At 66.1% G+C, this 20,083-nt stretch carries 14 protein-coding genes and 5 tRNA genes; 6 read left to right on the top strand and 13 right to left on the bottom strand.

What is annotated here, in order from left to right:
- Window positions 1–30 precede the first annotated feature (30 nt).
- The gene (locus LMJ29_RS13925) at window positions 31–1,326 is read left to right on the top strand and encodes an OprD family porin (RefSeq protein WP_229606109.1); all 1,296 of its coding nucleotides are present in this window, start codon (window positions 31–33) and stop codon (window positions 1,324–1,326) included.
- 55 nt (window positions 1,327–1,381) lie between these two features.
- Here the strand turns inward: LMJ29_RS13925 and LMJ29_RS13920 are convergent, their stop codons facing one another.
- On the bottom strand, window positions 1,382–2,590 hold the full coding sequence (locus LMJ29_RS13920; protein WP_229606108.1) for an ammonium transporter: 1,209 nt from the start codon (window positions 2,588–2,590) through the stop codon (window positions 1,382–1,384).
- A 414-nt stretch (window positions 2,591–3,004) separates the two neighbouring features.
- Between LMJ29_RS13920 and LMJ29_RS13915 the strand changes: the two genes are divergently transcribed.
- Window positions 3,005–4,336: a deoxyguanosinetriphosphate triphosphohydrolase gene (locus LMJ29_RS13915; RefSeq protein ID WP_229606107.1), complete on the top strand. Its 1,332-nt coding sequence runs from the start codon at window positions 3,005–3,007 to the stop codon at window positions 4,334–4,336.
- A 67-nt stretch (window positions 4,337–4,403) separates the two neighbouring features.
- On the opposite strand, the gene LMJ29_RS13910 is transcribed toward LMJ29_RS13915, so the two are convergent.
- Entirely contained in the window at window positions 4,404–4,742 is a 339-nt protein-coding gene (locus LMJ29_RS13910) for a YggL 50S ribosome-binding family protein (RefSeq protein ID WP_229606106.1), read from the bottom strand.
- A 111-nt stretch (window positions 4,743–4,853) separates the two neighbouring features.
- On the opposite strand from LMJ29_RS13910, the gene dacB reads away from it, so the two are divergent.
- A complete protein-coding gene (gene dacB, locus LMJ29_RS13905) occupies window positions 4,854–6,395 on the top strand; it encodes a D-alanyl-D-alanine carboxypeptidase/D-alanyl-D-alanine endopeptidase (RefSeq protein WP_377656755.1) in 1,542 nt (513 codons plus the stop codon).
- Window positions 6,396–6,568: 173 nt separating this feature from the next.
- Here the strand turns inward: dacB and rlmKL are convergent, their stop codons facing one another.
- Window positions 6,569–8,788: a bifunctional 23S rRNA (guanine(2069)-N(7))-methyltransferase RlmK/23S rRNA (guanine(2445)-N(2))-methyltransferase RlmL gene (gene rlmKL, locus LMJ29_RS13900; protein WP_229606105.1), complete on the bottom strand. Its 2,220-nt coding sequence runs from the start codon at window positions 8,786–8,788 to the stop codon at window positions 6,569–6,571.
- A gap of 379 nt (window positions 8,789–9,167) precedes the next feature.
- Between rlmKL and rmf the strand changes: the two genes are divergently transcribed.
- A complete protein-coding gene (rmf, locus tag LMJ29_RS13895; protein ID WP_229606104.1) occupies window positions 9,168–9,383 on the top strand; it encodes a ribosome modulation factor in 216 nt (71 codons plus the stop codon).
- Between the two features lie 79 nt (window positions 9,384–9,462).
- Here the strand turns inward: rmf and LMJ29_RS13890 are convergent, their stop codons facing one another.
- Entirely contained in the window at window positions 9,463–10,485 is a 1,023-nt protein-coding gene (locus LMJ29_RS13890; protein WP_229606103.1) for a quinone-dependent dihydroorotate dehydrogenase, read from the bottom strand.
- Between the two features lie 331 nt (window positions 10,486–10,816).
- Between LMJ29_RS13890 and LMJ29_RS13885 the strand changes: the two genes are divergently transcribed.
- On the top strand, window positions 10,817–11,584 hold the full coding sequence (locus tag LMJ29_RS13885) for a DUF6685 family protein (RefSeq protein WP_229606102.1): 768 nt from the start codon (window positions 10,817–10,819) through the stop codon (window positions 11,582–11,584).
- Window positions 11,585–11,608: 24 nt separating this feature from the next.
- Here LMJ29_RS13885 and LMJ29_RS13880 read toward each other — a convergent pair whose 3' ends face one another.
- Window positions 11,609–15,136, bottom strand: coding sequence for a sensor domain-containing protein (locus LMJ29_RS13880; protein WP_229606101.1), 3,528 nt, complete (start codon window positions 15,134–15,136; stop codon window positions 11,609–11,611).
- A 211-nt stretch (window positions 15,137–15,347) separates the two neighbouring features.
- Window positions 15,348–15,424 (bottom strand) — tRNA-Arg (locus LMJ29_RS13875).
- Window positions 15,425–15,743: 319 nt separating this feature from the next.
- Here LMJ29_RS13875 and LMJ29_RS13870 point away from each other — a divergent pair.
- Complete coding sequence (locus tag LMJ29_RS13870; RefSeq protein WP_229606100.1) at window positions 15,744–16,067, top strand: Arc family DNA-binding protein; 324 nt, start codon at window positions 15,744–15,746, stop codon at window positions 16,065–16,067.
- A 56-nt stretch (window positions 16,068–16,123) separates the two neighbouring features.
- Here LMJ29_RS13870 and mgtE read toward each other — a convergent pair whose 3' ends face one another.
- The 7 genes from mgtE to LMJ29_RS13835 all read right to left on the bottom strand — a co-directional run bounded on the left by mgtE (window position 16,124) and on the right by LMJ29_RS13835 (window position 20,040).
- Window positions 16,124–17,566, bottom strand: a complete 1,443-nt coding sequence (gene mgtE / locus LMJ29_RS13865) for a magnesium transporter (protein WP_229606099.1) — start codon at window positions 17,564–17,566, stop codon at window positions 16,124–16,126.
- 279 nt (window positions 17,567–17,845) lie between these two features.
- Window positions 17,846–17,922, bottom strand: a tRNA-Arg gene (locus LMJ29_RS13860).
- 64 nt (window positions 17,923–17,986) lie between these two features.
- A tRNA-Arg gene (locus tag LMJ29_RS13855) sits at window positions 17,987–18,063 on the bottom strand.
- Window positions 18,064–18,131: 68 nt separating this feature from the next.
- A tRNA-Arg gene (locus LMJ29_RS13850) sits at window positions 18,132–18,208 on the bottom strand.
- Between the two features lie 65 nt (window positions 18,209–18,273).
- Window positions 18,274–18,364 (bottom strand) — tRNA-Ser (locus tag LMJ29_RS13845).
- A 72-nt stretch (window positions 18,365–18,436) separates the two neighbouring features.
- Window positions 18,437–18,622 (bottom strand): carbon storage regulator CsrA, encoded by a 186-nt coding sequence (gene csrA, locus LMJ29_RS13840; RefSeq protein ID WP_090312814.1) that lies wholly within the window; start codon window positions 18,620–18,622, stop codon window positions 18,437–18,439.
- 182 nt (window positions 18,623–18,804) lie between these two features.
- Window positions 18,805–20,040, bottom strand: coding sequence for an aspartate kinase (locus LMJ29_RS13835; RefSeq protein ID WP_229606098.1), 1,236 nt, complete (start codon window positions 20,038–20,040; stop codon window positions 18,805–18,807).
- Window positions 20,041–20,083: the final 43 nt, after the last annotated feature.

The raw sequence follows: 20,083 nt of genomic DNA, 5'->3' as shown, positions 1-20,083 counted from the left end.
CCCCATACCCCATCTGGAGCACAGAATAAAATGAGCATGACCCCGCTCGCTCGCGCGGTTGCTGCCGCAACCCTCGGCGCCGGCATGATTCTGCCGTGCCTCGCCCAGGCAGCATTCGTAGAAGACAGCAAGGCCACCCTGGAACTGCGCAACTTCTACTTCAACCGCGACATTCGCCAGGACAGCGACCCGGCCGTCCCGACCACCGTCGGCAAGCCGACCGATCGGGTCGCCAAGCAGGAAGAGTGGGGCCAGGGCTTCATCGTCCGCGTCGAGTCCGGCTTCACCGAAGGCACCATCGGCGTCGGCGTCGACGCGCTCGGCACCCTGGGCGTCAAGCTCGACTCCGGCCGCGGCACCAGCGGCACCGGCGTGCTGCTGCGCGACCGTGAAACCGGCGAAGCGCAGGACACCTACGGCGACCTGGGCGTGACCGCCAAGTTCAAGGCCTCCAACAGCGTGCTGAAGGTCGGCACCGTGATGCCGAACCTGCCGACCATCTCCGGCGTCGACAACCGCCTGCTGCCGACCAGCTACCAGGGCGGCTACCTGAACTCGCAGGAAATCGCCGGCCTGGCCCTCGACCTGGGCATGGTCAACCGCATCAACTACCGCGACTCCCAGGACCATGAAACCATGACCCTGGCGCGCACCAGCACCCGCAACGGCCTGGCCGGTCGCAGCGACAGCGACCAGTTCGTGTTCGGCGGCCTGACCTACAAGTGGAACAGCGAACTGACCACCGCCTACCACTACGGCAACCTGGACGAGCTGTACAAGCAGCACATCTTCAACCTGGTGCACGTGCTGCCGATCGCCGACGCCCAGAACCTGAAGACCGACCTGCGCTTCGCCAAGACCAGCGAGGAAGACGACAGCAACGTCGACAACAACGCCTTCGGCGCGATGTTCACCTACGCCCTGAAGGCGCACAAGTTCGGTCTGGGCTACCAGGCGATGACCGGCGACACCGGCTACGCCTTCATCAACGGCAACAACCCGTTCCTGGTCAACTACGTGCAGATCGGTGACTTCTCCAACACCGACGAGCAGTCCTGGCAGGTGCGCTACGACTACGACTTCACCAGCCTCGGCATCCCGGGCCTGACCTTCATGACCCGTTACGTCTCCGGCGACAACTTCGATCTCGCCGACGGCAGCGAAGGCAAGGAGTGGGAACGCAACACCGAGCTGAAGTACGTGTTCCAGCAAGGCGCCCTGAAGAACCTCGGCGTGCACTGGCGCAACGCGCACATGCGCAGCAACTACGCCAGCGACCTGGACGAGAATCGCCTGATCCTCTCCTACACCCTGCCGCTGTTCTAAGCAGCGCCTGGTGAAAAAAAGCCCGCTCGAGAGCGGGCTTTTTTGTGGCTGGCGATCAGTCGTGGTTGGTCGCGCCGATCTTGTGGATCGACAGGTCGGCGCCGTAGTACTCCTCCTCGGCGCTCAGACGAATGCCGGCGGTGCTCTTCAGCAAGCCGTAGACCAGCAGGCCGCCGACCAGCGCCAGCGCGCAGCCGAGCAGCGTGCCGAGCAGCTGGCTGACCAGGCTTACGCCACCGAGACCACCCAGCGCGGTGTGGCCGAACACCCCGCAGGCGAGCCCGCCCCACAGGCCGCACAGCCCGTGCAGCGGCCAGACGCCCAGCACGTCGTCGATCTTCCAGCGGTTCTGGGTGGCGGTGAACGCCCACACGAACAGCGCGCCGGCGATGCCGCCGGTGATCAGCGCACCGACCGGATGCATCAGGTCGGAGCCGGCGCATACCGCCACCAGACCGGCCAGCGGGCCGTTGTGTAGGAAGCCGGGGTCGTTGCGGCCGATCAGCAGCGCCGTCAGGGTGCCGCCGACCATGGCCATCAGCGAGTTGACCGCCACCAGGCCGCTGGCGCCCTGCAGGGTCTGCGCGCTCATCACGTTGAAGCCGAACCAGCCGACGATCAGGATCCACGAGCCCAGGGCCAGGAACGGGATGTTGGACGGCGCGAAGGCCACCAGCCGGCCGTCGCGATAGCGGCCGTTGCGGTGGCCGAGCATCAGCACCGCGCCCAGCGCCAGCCAGCCACCGACCGCATGCACCACCACCGAACCGGCGAAGTCGTGGAAGGCGGCGCCGAACTGCGCGGTCAGCCAGGCCTGCAGGCCGAAGTTGCCGTTCCAGATCATGCCCTCGAAGAAGGGGTAGACGAAGGAGACGATCAGCGCCGTGGCGCACAGCTGCGGGCCGAACTTGGAGCGCTCGGCGATGCCGCCGGAGATGATCGCCGGAATCGCCGCCGCGAAGGTCAGCAGGAAGAAGAACTTCACCAGCGCGTAGCCGTTCTCCACGGTCAGCGTGCTGGCCGGCGTCAGGAAGCTCACCCCGTAGGCCACCCAGTAGCCGACGAAGAAGTAGGCCAGGCAGGAGACGGCGAAGTCGGCGAGGATCTTCGACAGGGCGTTGACCTGGTTCTTCTGGCGCACGGTGCCGACCTCGAGGAAGGCGAAGCCGGCGTGCATGGCCAGGACCATGACCGCGCCAATCAGGATGAACAGGGTGTTGGATCCGTGAACCAGGCTGTTCACGGCAGTGGACAGATTTTCCATCGGCGCGACGCGCTCCTCCGGTTGGCAGATAAAGCACCAAAGATGACCACCGAACCGAGAAGGCGCACCACAAAAATGCATGCACCGAATCGCCAATCGCCGGCGCTTTCGCAGCGGACTACCGGCAATTCCCGTCAGGATGGTCCAACTTTGACGTTATTTCCTTGTTAATCATAATGTTATAGGTGTGATGCAACATCCTGTCGACCTACCGGACTGCCCCTGGAACGGCCAGTTTCGCAGGCACACGGCGCCGTTTGATGCAATAGGCATGCCGCCCCAATATGATCATGACGGGACTACAAATGGTGCACGCACGCCGCCCAGGCGGTGCGCCGACCTGAGCGTCGATCAGGCTTGCAGCGCCCGCCGGCACACCGCAAGCTGGAGACTCCGCGATCTGGAGTACGCCCCTTGGACTGGCACACCCTGCTTTCCCGCGAGCGCTTCGGCAAACCCGTGCAGAGCACGGAGGAACTCGGCCGCAGCGCTTTCCACAAGGACCACGACCGCATCGTCTTTTCCGGCGCCTTCCGCCGCCTGGGACGCAAGACCCAGGTCCACCCGGTTTCCAGCAACGACCATATCCACACCCGCCTGACCCACAGCCTGGAGGTCGCCTGCGTCGGCCGCTCGCTGGGCATGCGCGTCGGCGAGATCCTGCGCGGGGAGCTGCCGGACTGGTGTGACTCCAGCGACCTCGGGGTGATCGTGCAGTCGGCCTGCCTGGCCCACGACATCGGCAACCCGCCGTTCGGCCACTCGGGCGAGGACGCCATCCGCCACTGGTTCCAGCAGGCCGAGGAGCGTGGCTGGCTGGATACCCTGAGCGCGGCCGAGCGCGCCGACTTCCTGTGTTTCGAGGGCAATGCCCAAGGCTTTCGCGTGCTCACCCAACTCGAATACCACCAGTTCGACGGCGGCACCCGGCTGACCTACGCGACCCTCGGCAGCTACCTGAAGTATCCCTGGACCGCCCGCCACGGCGATGCCCAGGGCTACAAGAAGCACAAGTTCGGCTGCTACCAGAGCGAGCTGCCGGTGCTCGAGCAGATCGCCCGCAAGCTCGACCTGCCGCGCCTGGACGAGCAGCGCTGGGCGCGCCACCCGCTGGTCTACCTGATGGAAGCGGCCGACGACATCTGCTACGGCCTGATCGACCTGGAGGACGGCCTGGAAATGGATCTGCTCGACTACGCCGAGGTCGAGGCGCTGCTGCTCGACCTGGTCGGCGACGACCTGCCCGATACCTATCGCCAACTGGGGCCGCGCGACTCGCGGCGGCGCAAGCTGGCGATCCTGCGCGGCAAGGCCATCGAGCACCTGACCAACGCCGCCGCGCGGGCCTTCGTCGCCCAGCACGACGCGCTGCTCGCCGGCAGCCTGGAGGGCGACCTGGTCGAGCACATGCACGGCCCGGCCAAGCTGTGCGTGCTGCGCGCCAAGGCGCTGGCACGGGAGAAGATCTTCCAGGACAAGCGCAAGACCCTGCACGAGATCGGTGCCTACACCACCCTGGAGATCCTCCTCAACGCCTTCTGCGGCGCGGCGCTGGAGCAGCACGGCGGACGCACGCCGTCGTTCAAGAACCAGCGGATCCTCGACCTGCTCGGCAACAATGCGCCCGACCCGCACTGGCCGCTGTACAAGGCCTACATGCGGATGATCGACTTCATCGCCGGGATGACCGACAGCTACGCCACCGAAATGGCGCGGGAGATGACCGGGCGCTCCAGCCCGGTGTAAGCGCCCCGCAAACGCAAAAGCCCCGCGACACGCCTGGTGTCGCGGGGCTTTTGTCGTGAGCGGTCGATCAGGCGTTGAGCGGCTTTTCCGGATACCAGGCATCGGCCAGCGCGCCGACGCGGTAGCTGGCCAGCTCGCTGCGCGCCTGCAGCCAGGCCTCGACCTGAGCGCGCTGCTCCTCGCTGACCGAACCGCGCTTGCCCAGGCAGACCATGCCGAACTCGTCGCAGCCGATGAACATCAGGCCGTTGCCCTCGATCGCCTGCTGGAGGAACTGCTGCATGAAGGCATCTTCGGCCGCTTCGTCGAGATCCTCGCGATAGGTGATGAACAGCTCGAAGCCGAGTTCCTGGAATTCGTCGACACAGAGCTTCTTGCGCAGGCGGCGGGAGCGGTTGGTAGCCATGGGGGCATCCTCGAACGATTGGGCCCGGCACTCTACCAGCTTGCGGGCGGCAGGCCCATGACTGCCGACCGCCCGGCGTGCAAAACCCCGGAACAGAGGGTTTCAGGCATAATGCGACGAGATTCTCCAATCTGCTCTGTGAGTTCTCTCGTGCCGTTTTCCCCTGCCAAGTCCTTGCTCGCCAAGGCCAAGAATTTCTGCCGACCGCTGCGCCTGCTCGGCCTGGTCGGCCTGCTGCTGCCCGCCGGCCTGCCGCTGCCCGTCAACGCCGCCGGCCTGCCGCCGCGCGTGGAACAGGCGCTCAGGGCCAGCAAGCTGAACAACGACGCGCTGTCGCTGGCGGTGATTCCGCTCACCGGCCCGGGCAGCGCCAGCTACTTCAACGCCGACGTGGCGGTCAATCCGGCCTCGACCATGAAGCTGGTCACCACCTATGCGGCGCTGGAGCTGCTCGGCCCCACCTACCAGTGGAAGACCGCCTTCTATGCCGACGGCCCGCTGCGCAACGGCGTGCTGCAGGGCAACCTCTACCTCAAGGGCGGCGGCGATCCCAAGCTGACCATGGAGCGCCTGTGGCTGCTGCTGCGCGATCTGCGCAACGCCGGCGTGCAGCAGATCCAGGGCGACCTGGTGCTGGAACGCAACCACTTCCGCAACCCGGCCCACACGCCCTTCGACGACGACGGCGGCGACGCCAGCAAGCCGTATCTGGTCGAGCCCGACGCGCTGATGGTCAATCTCAAGACCCTGCGCATGATCGTGCGCGGCGAGGCGCGCGGCGCCGCCGTGCAGGCCGAGCCGCCGATCCCCTATATCCGCATCGACAACCGGGTGAAGGTGACGGCGCCGGCCAGCTGCCCGAGCTGGCCGCAGGTGACCTACAACTTCCAGCCGCAGGCCGACGGCACCCTCGACGTGGTGGCCAGCGGGCAGATTCCGGAAGGCTGCAGCGGCCAGCGCTACCTGTCGCTGCTCGACCATCCGACCTTCGCCGGCGGCTCGGTGCGCGCGCTGTGGAGCGAGCTGGGCGGCAGCATCGCCGGCCGCGATCGCCTGGGCACCACGCCCGGCAACGCCCGCCTGCTGGCGCAGACCCTGTCGCCGGATGTCGTCGAGGTCATTCGCGACATCAACAAGTACAGCAACAACACCATGGCCCGTCAGCTGTTCCTGTCGATCGGCGCGCGCCACCGCCTGCCCAGCGATGCCGACGACGCCGCGGCCGCCTACCGGACCATCGACCAGTGGCTGAGCCGCAAGGGCATTCGCGCGCCGAACCTGGTGCTGGAAAACGGTTCCGGGCTGTCGCGCCGCGAGCGGATCAGCGCGCGGGAAATGGCCGCCATGCTGCACGCCGCCTGGAACAGCCCGTTCGCCGCCGAGTTCATCTCCTCGCTGCCGCTGGCGGCGATGGACGGCACCCTGCGCAAGCGCATGCGCAACACCCCGCTGGCCGGCAACGCGCACCTGAAGACCGGCACGCTGAACAACGTGCGCGCGCTGGCCGGCTTCAGCCGCGACGCCCAGGGCAACACCTGGGCGGTGGTGGCAATCCTCAACCATCCGCGGCCGTGGGGCGCCTCGGCGATCCTCGACCAGGTGATCCAGGAGCTGTACCGCCAGCCCGGCACCATGGCCAGCCTCGGGCGCTGAGGCCGAAATGCAAAAACCGCCTGTCCGGGCTCACCGGCAGGCGGTTTTTTCATGCGCGGCAGTTCGGTGGGTGGACAACTCGCGCCAGCGATTGTCCACCACCGCCGAGCTGCAACAGCATCGCGAGGTGCCGCCTGCGGCGGCATCGGTGGATTACGCTACGCCAATCCACCCTACCGGGCGGTCAGCCGCCAGGCGCGGTGGATCTTCGGGTCGCGGGCGAAGTCCTGATCGATCGTCTGCGCGCTGATCTCCTCCACCGCGTAGCGCTGCTCCAGGGCCGGATCGAGCTGGAACTTGCGGAAGTTGTTGGAGAAGTACAGCACCCCGCCCCTGGCCAGGCGCGCCATCGCCAGGTCGAGCAGATGGACGTGGTCGCGCTGCACGTCGAACACGCCCTCCATGCGCTTGGAATTGGAGAAGGTCGGCGGGTCGATGAAGATCAGCTCGTATTCGCCGCGGTCGGCTTCCAGCCAGGCCATCACGTCGCCCTGCTCCAGACGCTGCTTCTCGGAGAAGCCGTTGAGCGCCAGGTTGCGCCGCGCCCAATCCAGGTAGGTCTTCGACAGGTCGACGCTGGTGGTGCTGCGCGCGCCGCCCTTGGCCGCGTGCACGGTGGCGGTGGCGGTGTAGCAGAACAGGTTGAGGAAGCGCTTGCCGGCCGCCTCGCGCTGGATGCGCAGGCGCAGCGGGCGGTGATCGAGGAACAGCCCGGTGTCGAGGTAGTCGGTGAGGTTGACCAGCAGCTTGACGCCGCCCTCGCCCACCTCCATGAACTGCCCCTGCTGGGCCTGGCGCTCATACTGCTTCTTGCCGGCCTGGCGCTCGCGGCGCTTGATGACCACCCGCGAAGGATCGATATCCAGCGCCTGCGGGATCGCCGCCAGGGCGTCGAACAGGCGCGCCTGCGCCTTGTCCGGATCGATCGAGCGCGGCGGCGCGTACTCCTGCACGTGCACCCAGTCGCGATACAGGTCGACCGCCAGCGCGTACTCCGGCATGTCGGCGTCGTACAGGCGGTAGCATTCGATTCCGGCCTTGCGCGCCCACTTGCCCAGGGTCTTGAGATTCTTCTGCAGACGGTTGGCGAACATCTGCCCGCCCTCGGACAGACGCGCCGGCTCGGTGCGTACCGCCGGCGGCCGCTCGACCAGCTGGCCGCCGATCATCCGCGCCTGCGGGGCCGGCTGGGCCGCCGCCGGCTCGTTGCGGCCGGTGACGAACTGCTCCGGCAGCACCTTGAACAGCAGCAGCTTGCACGGCAGCGCGCCGTTCCAGAAGGCGTACTGCTTGTGGCTGCGGATGCCCATGCGCTTGCCCAGCTCCGGCGCGCCGGTGAACACCGCCGCCTCCCAGTTCAGGCAGGCCTGGCGCAGGCGCTCGCCGAGATGCTGGTAGAGGTACAGCAGGCTGGCCTCGTCGCCCAGGCGCTCGCCATAGGGCGGGTTGCACACCACCAGACCGGTCTGGTTCTGGTCCGGGCGCGGCTCGAAGGTGGCCAGCTCGCCCTGGTAGATCTTCACCCAGTCGGCGAGGCCGGCGCGCTCGATGTTGTTGCGCCCAGGCTGGATCAACCGCGGATCGGCCTCGTAGCCACGGATCCACAGCGGCGGACGGGCGAGACCGGCGCTCGCGCGCGCCTCGGCTTCCTCGTGCAGCTTCTTCCAGAGCGCCGGTACGTGACCCAGCCAGTTGGAGAAACCCCACTTCTCGCGCTTGAGGTTGGGCGCGATGTCGGCGGCCATCATGCCCGCCTCGACCAGGAAGGTGCCGACGCCGCACATCGGGTCGGCCAGCGCGCCGCCCTCGGCGGCGATGCGCGGCCAGCCGGCGCGGATCAGGATGGCGGCGGCGAGGTTTTCCTTGAGCGGCGCGGCGCCCTGCTGCAGCCGGTAGCCGCGCTGGTGCAGGCTGAAGCCGGACAGGTCGAGCGACAGCACCAGCTCGCCGCGCTCGAGGCGCGCATGGATGCGCAGGTCGGGCTGATACTTGTCCACCGACGGCCGCTGGCCGGACTGCGCGCGCAGGCTGTCGACGATGCCGTCCTTGACCTTGAGCGCGCCGAAGTGGGTGTTGTCGATGCCGGCGCCACGGCCGGAGAATTCCACCGCCAGGCTGCCGGAGGGCAGCAGGTGCTCGCTCCAGTCGATCGAGCGGACCGCCTGGTAGAGCGTCTCGGCGCTGTCCACCGGGAAGCGGCCGAGCACCAGCAGCACGCGGTTGGCCAATCGCGACCACAGGCACAGACGGTAGGCGGTTTCCAGGCTGCCCTGGCCCTGCACGGCCGCCACCTGTTCGCGCCCGTCTTGCAGGCCCAGTGCGGTGGCTTCATCGAGCAGCAGGGTTTCCAGGCCCTTGGGACTGGTGAGAACGAGTGGGTAGAGGTCGGACATGCGGTATTCCAGGGGCCAGGCCCTTCATTGGGTGTGACTCAGGGACGCAGATGCCCCTTCGTCGGAAGGCGCCCGCCCCAATCGGCAGAACGCCAGCTCGTTCGGTCTAAGTGCAACCGCCGGCAAAACCGCGCCTGAGCGGGCTGCCACGCGGGTCAGAACGCCGGCTTAGGCCATGAGCGTCCTAGTATTGTTTCCTTTATGACAATTCGATCATTCACAGCACCAAGGAGATTCATTTAGAACTCCCATAATCCGCACCTCCTTAAGAACTGCGGAATATGCTCGCCCTGTCGGCAGCGAGCTTTATGGCGGACCTTCCGCCAGGCCTCCAAGAGGCCAACGGGACAAGTAAGTCAACCTAAGAGGGCAATACCCGATGAAGAGACTCAAGCGTGATCCGTTGGAAAGAGCCTTTTTGCGCGGTTATCAATATGGCATCAGCGGGAAGTCCCGCGACATGTGTCCCTGCTCAGCACCGTCGGCCCGCCAAGCCTGGATCAATGGCTGGCGCGAAGGTCGTGTCGACAACTGGGAGGGTATGACCGGCACGGCCGGCATCCACCGTCTCAACCAACTTCACGCGGTCAGCTGAACCGCACCCTCGTACGCCTTTTCAGCCGATCTATCCATCCACAACGGGGCCCCAGGGGGCCCCGTTCCGTTTCCGGGGCTCAGACCCGGCCGGTCGCCGCGATGGCGTCCACGGCCGCGCGGATCAGCGCCGGGCCCTTGTAGATGAAGCCGGAGTAGATCTGCACCAGGCTGGCGCCGGCGGCGATCTTCTCGGCGGCATGGGCGCCCTCGGTGATGCCGCCGACCGCGATGATCGGCAGCCGCCCGGCCAGTTCGCCAGCCAGCAGCCGCACGGTATGCGTGCTCCTGTCGCGCACCGGGGCACCGGACAGGCCGCCGGCCTCGTCGGCATGCGCCAGCCCTTCCACGCCTGCGCGGCTCAGGGTGGTGTTGGTGGCGATCACCGCATCCATGCCGGCATCCAGCAGGGCACGCGCCACCAGCACGGTTTCCTCGTCGCTCATGTCCGGGGCGATCTTGATCGCCAGCGGCACCCGGCGGCCGTGCTGCACGGCGAGAGCCTCCTGGCGCTGGCGCAGCGCTTCGAGCAGCTGCTTGAGCGAGTCGCCGAACTGCAGGCTGCGCAGCCCGGGGGTGTTCGGCGAGCTGACGTTGACCGTGACGTAGCTGGCGTGGGGATAGACCTTGTCCAGGCACAGCAGGTAGTCGTCCACCGCGCGCTCGACCGGCGTATCGAAGTTCTTGCCGATATTGATGCCCAGCACGCCGCGGTACTGGGCGGCCTTGACGCGCTCCAGCAGGTGGTCGACGCCATGGTTGTTGAAGCCCATGCGGTTGATGATCGCCTCGGACTGCGGCAGGCGGAACAGGCGCGGCTTGGGATTGCCCGGCTGCGGGCGCGGCGTCACGGTGCCGATCTCGACGAAGCCGAAGCCGAGCTGGGCGAAACCGTCGATGGCATCACCGTTCTTGTCGAGACCGGCGGCGAGACCGACCGGGTTGGCGAACTCCAGACCCATCACCCGCACCGGCAGGCGCGGCGTCTGGCAGACCAGGCGATTGAGGCCGAGGCGGCCACCGGCACCGATCAGGTCGATGGCCAGTTCGTGGGAGGTTTCCGGGGACAGTTTGAACAGCAGCTCGCGGGCGAGAGCATACATGGGCAGGAATCATCAGCAGGTCGTCGGGGTGCGAAGTATAGCCCAGCCGCTGTGGCGGGCGAAGCACGCCCCGCGCTCCAGACGTGACGCAAGCCATGGCGACAGCTGGCCAGCATTTTTTCAGCGGGCAAAGTCGGTTAGTCTTGTCTTTGCTGAGTAATGGCATCAAGTGAGCAATGATCTGCCGCGAGCCGATAACCCATCGATATGCAGGAAGCATTCGGGCGTGAACATGCCACCATTTTCATTTCGCAACTTTTTTGCCTCCCTGGCCCACCGAGCAGGATTCGGGCCCAGCGGTAGCATGCAGCTGCAGGAGCAGGCTGCGAAGTTGCGCCTCCCCTTCAGCCCCTTGCCGGAAGTACCGGACAGCATCTGGTGGCAGGACGGCCCACCGTTGCAACGGCTGGCCGACCTGCCCCGCGGGGCACTGTCCGGCCCGGTCCAGGAGGACAAGGCGGCGGCCCATCAGGCGCTGCGCGCGCTGGTCCAGGTGCAGGAGCGGCGAATCAGCGAGTTCGATCTGCGCTGGGTCGATGGCTTGGGGGGCGCCCCCGAAGCCGGCGCCCGTTTCGCCCGCTTCGAGGACTACGCGGCCTCGCCGGCCTGCCGCAGCATCCGCCTGATCAGCTACAAGGACTTCAGTCGCACCCTGGCCCAGGCCCTGCCGCACCATGCCAGCGGCGAGACCCTCCATCTGCGCCAGGCCAACTGGCGCGGCGAGCGCTACTACTGGAACGGCGAACAGGTCCCCCAGGCCTTCGCCTGCGCGGTGGCCTACGCCCGCCGCCGTGGCCTGACCGTGCAGATGCCGGCCGTGCTCACCGAATACCGCCTGCACCGCGGCGGCCTGGAGCAGCTGGATGCCGGCTACCACGTGCTGGCCATGCCGGCAGCCGCCTGGAGCGACGCGCGCTTCATGCGCCTGTTGCTGACCGGCATGCCCTATGCCCGCCTGCACCTGCTGCGCGACAGCGGCGGCCCGGAGTTCCTCCTGCTGCCGCGCGACCAGGCCGAAGCCAACGCGCTCGGCGAGGGCCTGCGCCAGGCCGGCGCGGCCGACGTCTGCGCCTGGCTGCACGCCCAGCTGTCCCACTGACCCCGACGCGGCGGCGCCGCGTCGTCAGAGCACGACGCTCTGGCGCTCGCCGGCCAGGCGCACAGCGGTCTGCGCCGCCGGCAGCGGCCGTCCGCTCAGATAGCCCTGTACCGCATCGCAACCGTGGGCGCGCAGCAGTTCGAGCTGCGCGGCGCTCTCCACGCCTTCGGCGACCACATGCAGATCGAGGCCCTTGCCCATGGCGATGATGGTGGCGACGATCTTGTCGGCGCGCGCATCCTGGCCGAGGCCGTCGATGAAGCTCTTGTCGATCTTCAGCTTGTCGATGGGGAAGCGGCTGAGATAGGCCAGCGACGAATAGCCGGTGCCGAAGTCGTCCACCGCCAGATGCACGCCAAGCGCCTTGAGGTCGGCGAGACGCTCCTGGGTGGTCAGGTCCTGCGCCATCAACGCGCCCTCGGTGATCTCCAGTTCGAGCAGCGCGCCCGGCAGGCCGCTGCTCTCCAGCGCGCGGCGCACCAGCTCGACCACGTCCAGATGCTGGAACTGGCGCGGCGACAGGTTGACGCTCACCGGTACCTCGGGCAACCCCGCGGCGCGCCAGCGCACCACCTGCGCGCAGGCCTCCTGCAGCACCCAGTCGCCGAGGGCGAGGATCAGGCCGGTTTCCTCGAGCAGCGGGATGAACACCGCCGGCGAGACCGGCTCGCCGCTGCCCGGCCGCCAGCGCACCAGCGCCTCGAAACCGAGGATCCGGCCACTGGCGACATCCACCTGCGGCTGGTAGTGCAGTTCGAACTCCTGCGCGGTGATCGCCCGATGCAGGCGGCTTTCCAGCGCCTGGCGATTCTCGGCGGCGCGGGTCAGCTCCTCGGTGTGGAACTGGTAGTTGTTGCGGCCATTTTCCTTGGCCTGATACATGGCCACGTCGGAGCAGCGGATCAGCTCGGCCATCTCCTGGCCATCGTCGGGGAACAGGCTGATGCCGATGCTGGCGCCGACGAACAGCTCGTGGCCGCTGCCGACGCGGAATGGCTGCTGCAGCAGGTCGATCAGGTCCTGCGCCACCAGCGCCGCCTCGTCGGGGTGGCCGATGCCCTCCAGCACCAGCAGGAATTCGTCGCCGCCCAGACGGGCGAACATGTCCTCGGCGCGAATGCGCTGGCGCAGGCGACGGGCGATCAGCACCAGCAGCTCGTCGCCCACCGAGTGGCCGAGACTGTCGTTGACCCGCTTGAAGCCGTCGAGATCGAGGAACAGCACCGCCACCTTGCAGTGCAGACGCCGCGCCCGCTCGATGGCGCCGTTGAGGTGCGACTGGACGAGAATCCGGTTGGGCAGCTCGGTCAGCGGGTCGTAGTGGGCCAGCCGCTCGAGCTGCGCCTCGGACTCCTTGAGCTGGGAAATGTCGCTGAACACCGCCACATAGTTGGTCAGCTTGCCGCGGTCGTCGCGCACCGCGCTGATGCTGTGCCACTGCGGGAACACCTCGCCGGACTTGCGCCGGTTCCATACCTCGCCCTGCCAGTGGCCTTCGCCGATCAGCGTCGCCCACATGTCGCGGTAGAACTCCTTGCTCTGCCGTCCGGAGCTGACCATGCTCGGGTTGCGGCCGATCACCTCGTGCTCCTCGTAGCCGGTGATGTCGCAGAAGGCACGGTTGACCGCGATGATCTGCGGCGTGGTGTCGGTGATCACCACCCCCTCGCGGGCGTTGGTGAACACGGCGGCGGCATGGCGCAGCTTCTCATCCGCCGCCTTGCGCGCGGAGATGTCGATCAGCAGGCTCTCGAGGCATTGCGGCACGCCCGCGGCGTCGCGATGCACCCGGCTGTAGTCCTCGACCCAGATGAAGGTGCCGATGCCGGTGCGGATGCGATATTCGAGGACGAACTCCGGGCGCACCTCGAAGATGCAGCGTTCCACCTCCTCGATCACCTGGCGCAGATCGTCGGGATGGATCAGCGTGGTGAACCAGCGCCGTCCCTCGCTCAGGCTCTCGGCGGAATAGCCCCAGCGGCCGACGTTGGCGGAGATGAACTGCACCGGCCAACCCATGCGCACGCCGCGACGCAGCATGACCATCGGACTGGCCACCACCGCATCCACCACCGCCTGTACCGCCGCGCGGTCCTTGTGGCCCTGGGTAACGTCCAGCAAGGTGCCGATGATCGCCGGCAGGCCGTCCAGCTCGATACGCGTGCCGAAGGCTTCGGCGACGAACTCGCGCCCGTCGCGGGTCAGGGCGCGGAATTCGTAATGCGCGGAGCGCAGTTCGCCGCGCTCGCGCTTGTCGAGCATCTCGCGCACCATCTCGCGGTCAGCCTCGCTGACCAGGTCGAGCAGCGAGCGCGCCACCAGCTCCTGCGGCCGGTAACCGAACCACTCGGCCATGCGCGGGTTGACGTACTCGAAGTACCCTTCGCGCAGTACATAGACGCCGACCAGCGACTGCTCGACCAGGCCGCGGAAACGGGCCTCGTTGGCCTGCAGCTCGCTGGCCGCATCCAGCTCCGCCTGGATGTCGAAGGCACTGCCGAGAAAACCACTGAAACGGCCGTCACGCCCCACCAACGGCTCGCAGTGCAACTGAATCCAGTGGTAGCAGCCGGCGCGCGCGCGCAGGCGCAGGCGACGGGCGAAATCCGCTCCGCAGCCGCCAGGGCCGGCCACCAGCAGCGGCTCGAGCACCGCGCGATCATCGGGATGCACCGCCTGCCACCAGCCCTCGTAAAGGCTCTCGGCCCGCCCCATGCCGGTGAAGGCCAGCCAGGCGGCGTTGACGTAGACGCAGCGCTGCTGCGGATCGACCTGCCAGACCGGGCTGGGGATGCAGTCGAGCAGGTATTCGTTGTAGTCGCGGGCGCTGATCATCTTCTGCATCAGCTCGCCGAACTCGGCGGCCAGCTGGCTCACCTCGTCGTTGCCCTGCACCGGCAACCGGGAGATCCGCCCCTGGCTCAGGCGACGTACGTCCTGCAGCAATTCCTCGATGCGGTCGGTGAGCAGACGCTTGAGCAACCAGGCCAGCAGCACTGCCAGCAGCAGCAGCGGCAACAGCAGCAACAGGAGCTGCTCGCCGGTGCGCGCCCAGGCATTGTCACGCAGGGTATCGGTGCGCATCACCAGCACCACCATGCCCCCCTGCACACCCGCCTGCTGGTCGATGGGATAGCCGCCGAGGAGCAACTCGTCGCGTTCCAGCCACTGCAGGTGGGCGCCCTCCCAATCGCTGCGCGCCTGCAGCAGGCGCTCGACCTCGGGCATGCTCAACGGCATGCGCATGACACCCTGGGGCAGACTGAGCGAACGCATGCGCCCTTCGCCATCCAGCACGGCGGCATAGACCAGCGAGGGGTGATCGAGGTGTTCGGCGAACAGGTGGGCGAGCCGTTCGATCGAGGCGGAGGAGTCCTGCTCCAGGCCGCCGGCGAGGAAATGGCCGATGAAGTCGGTGGTGACCTCCAGTTCGGCCATCGTCTCCTGCAGGGAATGACGGTAGACCGACACCCCCTGATAGACCGAAACCAGCAAGCCAAAACCAAGGAAGGCACTCAATAGCAGAGTGCGCAGGCTGAACAGACGACTCATCCGCACCCCCTCAAGGGAATCCATCTCACGGCAGTGGGGGAACAACTGAACGGTGGAGGCAAGACCATCACGGCATCCGGCCACGCCGCATTGGCGCCGGCATGCTTGCCATACCTGGCTCGGCTGCTTCCAACGGCACACTTTGCATGCACCTGTGGCTCAAAAGCAAAAGAGTCGCGCTGTGTGGAAGACTTTTTGAGCGACACGAATATGGTGCGCGAGGGGGGATTCGAACCCCCGACCTACCGCTTAGGAGGCGGTCGCTCTATCCAGCTGAGCTACAGGCGCATTCGGCGGGCGATGTTAAACGACGGGGGACGAGTTGTCATGCCCCGCGCAGCGCCGCCGCCATCGAGCCCGGCACAGAGCGCGGCAGGCCAGCAATGCAGAATCAATCGCAATTTCGGGACGGGCAACTGGCCAGGGGCATGGTCAGCGGTCACACTGCCGCCACGCCCACGAACCCCTGCTCAAGGATCGAACTTGGACTTCGAACGCGGCGGGTCGAAGCGGACGAGATGAACGGAACCGATCGAGCGTGGTCATAACCCTGCTACTTCTATATCTCGATCAGAGAACCCACTGATAAACCGGTTATCGACAGCCCATGAAACAGAGCCTCCCCTCCCGCTCCAGTCGGAGCGCCGACAAGTTTGTCGTCCGCCTTCCGGAGGGCATGCGCGCGCGCATCGCCGAAGTGGCCCGCCACTCTCATCGCAGCATGAATTCGGAAATCATCGCCCGTCTGGAGAAGACCCTGATCGCCGAAGGCAATCTGAATCTGCTCCATGAGAGCTTCGCTGCACCGGCCCACGGCGACCTGCACCCGCACGAGCGCGAGTTGCTGCTGCATTTTCGTCAGCTGCCGCAACCCCAGCAGAGTGCGCTGATCGCGCTGCTCGGCCACAGCGCCGCCAATCAGGAAAACTGATTCCTCGCCAACGAAAAAGCCGCCATTTCTGGCGGCTTTTTCGTTGCCGGGACTCGCTACATGAGGAACAGGGTCGCCAGGCCAAGGAAGATGAAGAAGCCGCCACTGTCGGTGACCGCGGTGATCATCACGCTGGCGCCCATCGCCGGGTCGCGTCCGAGACGCAGCAGGGTCATCGGAATCAGCACCCCCACCAGCGCGGCGAGCAGCAGGTTGAGGGTCATGGCGCCGGTCATCACCGCACCCAGCGACCAGCTGCCGTACAGATACCAGGCGACGCCGCCGATCACCCCACCCCACACCACACCGTTGATCAGCGCCACCCCCAGCTCCTTGCGCAGCAGCCGTACGGTGTTGCCGGTACCCACCTGATCCAGCGCCATGGCGCGCACGATCATGGTGATGGTCTGGTTGCCGGAGTTGCCGCCGATGCCGGCGACGATCGGCATCAGCGCGGCCAGGGCGACCAGCTTCTCGATCGAACCCTCGAACAGACCGATCACCCGCGAGGCGACGAAGGCGGTGATCAGGTTGATCGCCAGCCAGGCCCAACGGTTGCGCAGCGACTTCCACACCGAGGCGAAGATGTCCTCTTCCTCGCGCAGACCGGCCATGTTGAGCACTTCGGTTTCGCTTTCCTCACGGATCAGGTCGACCATCTCGTCGATAGTCAGGCGGCCGATCAGCTTGTCGTTGCGATCCACCACCGGCGCGGAAATCAGGTCGTAGCGCTCGAAGGCCTGGGCCGCGTCGTAGGCGTCCTCGTCGGGGTGGAAAGTCACCGGGTCGGTGGCCATCACCTCGGCCACCTTCTTGTCGGGGTCGTTGACCAGCAGACGCTTGATCGGCAGCACCCCCTGCAGGATGCCGTCGTAGTCGACCACGAACAGCTTGTCGGTGTGACCGGGCAGCTCCTTGAGCCGGCGCAGGTAGCGCAGCACCACCTCGAGGGTCACATCGTCGCGGATGGTGACCATCTCGAAGTCCATCAGCGCGCCGACCTGGTCCTCCTCGTAGGACAGCGCCGAGCGCACCCGCTCGCGTTGCTGGGCGTCGAGCGACTCCATCAGCTCGTGGACCACGTCGCGCGGCAGTTCCGGCGCCAGGTCGGCCAGCTCGTCGGCATCCAGGTCGCGGGTAGCGGCGAGGATCTCGTGATCGTCCATGTCGGCGATCAGCGACTCGCGCACCGCGTCGGACACTTCGAGGAGGATGTCGCCGTCGCGCTCGGCCTTGACCAGTTGCCAGACGCTCAGGCGGTCTTCCAGCGGCAAGGCTTCAAGGATGTGGGCGATATCGGCGGGGTGCAGATCCTCGAGCTTGCGTTGCAGCTCGGCCAGGTTCTGACGGTGGACCAGGCTCTCGACCAGCTCCTGGTGCTCCCCTTCCTGGCGGTGGGCCAGGCCTTCCACCAGGCGGTGGCGGTGGAGCAGATCGACCACCTGGGCCAGGCGGTCCTGCAGGCTTTCCTGAGGCTTCTTGGCTTCTGCTTCAGTCATTGCGCACTCCCTGTCCCCCAGCGGCGGGACGCGCGCCAAGGGCGATCAATCTTTCAAGATGCAGACGAACAATCGCGGTTCGGTATGACTACTGGGTAAGTCCATGGCTGGATGTCCACACAACCCACTGGGGGCGATAGGTGTAATGTTACCATTCGGCCGCCCCGCCACGAGCAACAAATCGCCGGCGGGAGCGGCATCGATCGCCGCGTGCTGCCTGTCCGGCAGCCTCGCGGCGTACGAAAAAAAGGGCCTGCATCGCTGCAGGCCCTTTGGGTATGGCGCACTCAGGAGGATTCGAACCTCCGACCGCCCGGTTCGTAGCCGGGTACTCTATCCAGCTGAGCTATGAGTGCGTTGTGATGTTTAGCCAGATCACCTCTGGTTTGAGGCCGCCGCCAGATGACGCAACCTCTAAAATGGCGCACTCAGGAGGATTCGAACCTCCGACCGCCCGGTTCGTAGCCGGGTACTCTATCCAGCTGAGCTATGAGTGCGCGGGGTGGTGCTTGACCAGTTCACCGCTGGTTCGGACCGAACGGCACAAGCCATGCAATCCTGAAAATGGCGCACTCAGGAGGATTCGAACCTCCGACCGCCCGGTTCGTAGCCGGGTACTCTATCCAGCTGAGCTATGAGTGCGCAGGGCTGCCTGTCTTGCCAGGCTGTCACTCCACCAGCCTGACAGGCTGAGGAGAAAAGAACAATGGCGGAGAGGGGGGGATTCGAACCCCCGACACCCTTTTGAGGTGTACTCCCTTAGCAGGGGAGCGCCTTCGGCCACTCGGCCACCTCTCCGCAACACGGGGCGTACTATACCCAAGCCAACCCCGCTTGCAAAGCCTCATTCGATAAAAAATCGAAAAAAAATCAATGGCTTGGTTCTTCGTCCTTCTCCTTCTGGATGCGCTGGTAGATTTCCTCGCGATGCACCGCGACTTCCTTGGGAGCGTTGACGCCGATACGTACCTGATTCCCCTTCACGCCTAGCACGGTCACAGTCACGTCGTCACCAACCATCAGGGTCTCACCCACCCGGCGAGTCAGAATAAGCATTCCTTTTCTCCTTTACGTATGTTTCAGGACAGCTGTCTGCAAGAAAAACGGCTAAAGGCCTGCGCAACCCGAAGTCGCCAGGCTGTTGCCAAAGTATTGACCAGCTCCGACGGAATAAAAGTCTTTCGCCAGACCAAAAACGACAAAAGGCGCGGAAGTCCGCGCCTTTTGTTCGGGAGGCGTCACTCGCCCTGTCGGGCCGGGGCGTCCAGATCGAAAGCGGTGTGCAGGGCACGCACGGCCAGCTCGAGGTATTTCTCCTCGACGACCACGCTGACCTTGATCTCCGAGGTGGAGATCATCTGGATGTTGATGTTCTCCTTGGCCAGCGCCTCGAACATGCGGCTGGCGACGCCGGCGTGGGAGCGCATGCCGACACCGACGATGGACACCTTGGCGATGTTGGTGTCGCCGGACACCTCGCGGGCACCGATCGACTCGGCGGTCTGCTTGAGGACGGCGAGCGCCTTCTCGTACTCGTTGCGATGCACGGTGAAGGTGAAGTCGGTGGTGTTATCGTGCGCCACGTTCTGCACGATCATGTCCACCTCGATGTTGGCGGCGCTGATCGGACCGAGAATCTTGAACGCCACGCCGGGGGTGTCCGGCACGCCACGGATGGTCAGCTTGGCTTCGTCGCGGTTGAAGGCGATGCCGGAGATGATCGGCTGTTCCATGGATTCCTCTTCATCGATGGTAATGAGGGTGCCCGGACCCTCCTGGAAGCTGTGCAGCACGCGCAGCGGAACGTTGTACTTGCCGGCGAATTCCACCGAGCGGATCTGCAGCACCTTGGAGCCGAGGCTGGCCATTTCCAGCATTTCCTCGAAGGTGATCTTTTCCAGACGCTGGGCCTTGGCCACCACGCGCGGGTCGGTGGTGTAGACACCGTCGACATCGGTGTAGATCTGGCACTCGTCGGCCTTGAGCGCCGCCGCCAGGGCCACGCCGGTGGTGTCGGAGCCGCCGCGACCGAGGGTGGTGATGTTGCCCTGCTCGTCGACGCCCTGGAAGCCGGCGACCACCACCACGCGGCCAGCATTCAGCTCGGCACGCAGGCGCTGATCGTCGATATCGAGGATGCGCGCCTTGGTGTGGGCATTGTCGGTGAGGATGCGTACCTGATTGCCGGTGAAGGACACCGCCGGCACGCCGCGCTTGATCAGCGCCATGCTCAGCAGACCGATGGTCACCTGCTCGCCGGTGGAGATGATGGCGTCCAGCTCGCGCGGATCCGGCTGCGGCATGACCTGTTTGGCCAGATCGATCAGACGGTTGGTCTCGCCGCTCATGGCCGACACCACGACCACGATGTCATGCCCCGCTGCGCGGAACTTTTTCACCTTCTCGGCCACCTGCTCGATGCGCTCGACGCTGCCGACCGAAGTGCCCCCGAATTTCTGTACGATCAATGCCATTTGGATACCGCCTAACCGCGAAAAAGTCGCTCATTAAACATGT

The sequence above is a fragment of the Pseudomonas oryzagri genome (assembly GCF_020831405.1).
Classification (GTDB): domain Bacteria; phylum Pseudomonadota; class Gammaproteobacteria; order Pseudomonadales; family Pseudomonadaceae; genus Geopseudomonas; species Geopseudomonas oryzagri.
The sequence above is the reverse complement of the archived record's forward strand: the minus strand, read 5'-3'. Positions and strand labels throughout refer to the sequence as shown.

Bases quoted from the DNA above. Each gene is read 5' to 3' on its own strand.
- LMJ29_RS13925 (WP_229606109.1), top strand. From the start codon at position 31: ATGAGCATGACCCCGCTCGCTCGCGCGGTTGCTGCCGCAACCCTCGGC.
- LMJ29_RS13920 (WP_229606108.1), bottom strand. From the start codon at position 2,590: ATGGAAAATCTGTCCACTGCCGTGAACAGCCTGGTTCACGGATCCAAC.
- LMJ29_RS13910 (WP_229606106.1), bottom strand. From the start codon at position 4,742: ATGGCTACCAACCGCTCCCGCCGCCTGCGCAAGAAGCTCTGTGTCGAC.
- dacB (WP_377656755.1), top strand. From the start codon at position 4,854: ATGCGACGAGATTCTCCAATCTGCTCTGTGAGTTCTCTCGTGCCGTTT.
- rlmKL (WP_229606105.1), bottom strand. From the start codon at position 8,788: ATGTCCGACCTCTACCCACTCGTTCTCACCAGTCCCAAGGGCCTGGAA.
- rmf (WP_229606104.1), top strand. From the start codon at position 9,168: ATGAAGAGACTCAAGCGTGATCCGTTGGAAAGAGCCTTTTTGCGCGGT.
- LMJ29_RS13890 (WP_229606103.1), bottom strand. From the start codon at position 10,485: ATGTATGCTCTCGCCCGCGAGCTGCTGTTCAAACTGTCCCCGGAAACC.
- LMJ29_RS13880 (WP_229606101.1), bottom strand. From the start codon at position 15,136: ATGAGTCGTCTGTTCAGCCTGCGCACTCTGCTATTGAGTGCCTTCCTT.
- LMJ29_RS13870 (WP_229606100.1), top strand. From the start codon at position 15,744: ATGAAACAGAGCCTCCCCTCCCGCTCCAGTCGGAGCGCCGACAAGTTT.
- mgtE (WP_229606099.1), bottom strand. From the start codon at position 17,566: ATGACTGAAGCAGAAGCCAAGAAGCCTCAGGAAAGCCTGCAGGACCGC.
- csrA (WP_090312814.1), bottom strand. From the start codon at position 18,622: ATGCTTATTCTGACTCGCCGGGTGGGTGAGACCCTGATGGTTGGTGAC.
- LMJ29_RS13835 (WP_229606098.1), bottom strand. From the start codon at position 20,040: ATGGCATTGATCGTACAGAAATTCGGGGGCACTTCGGTCGGCAGCGTC.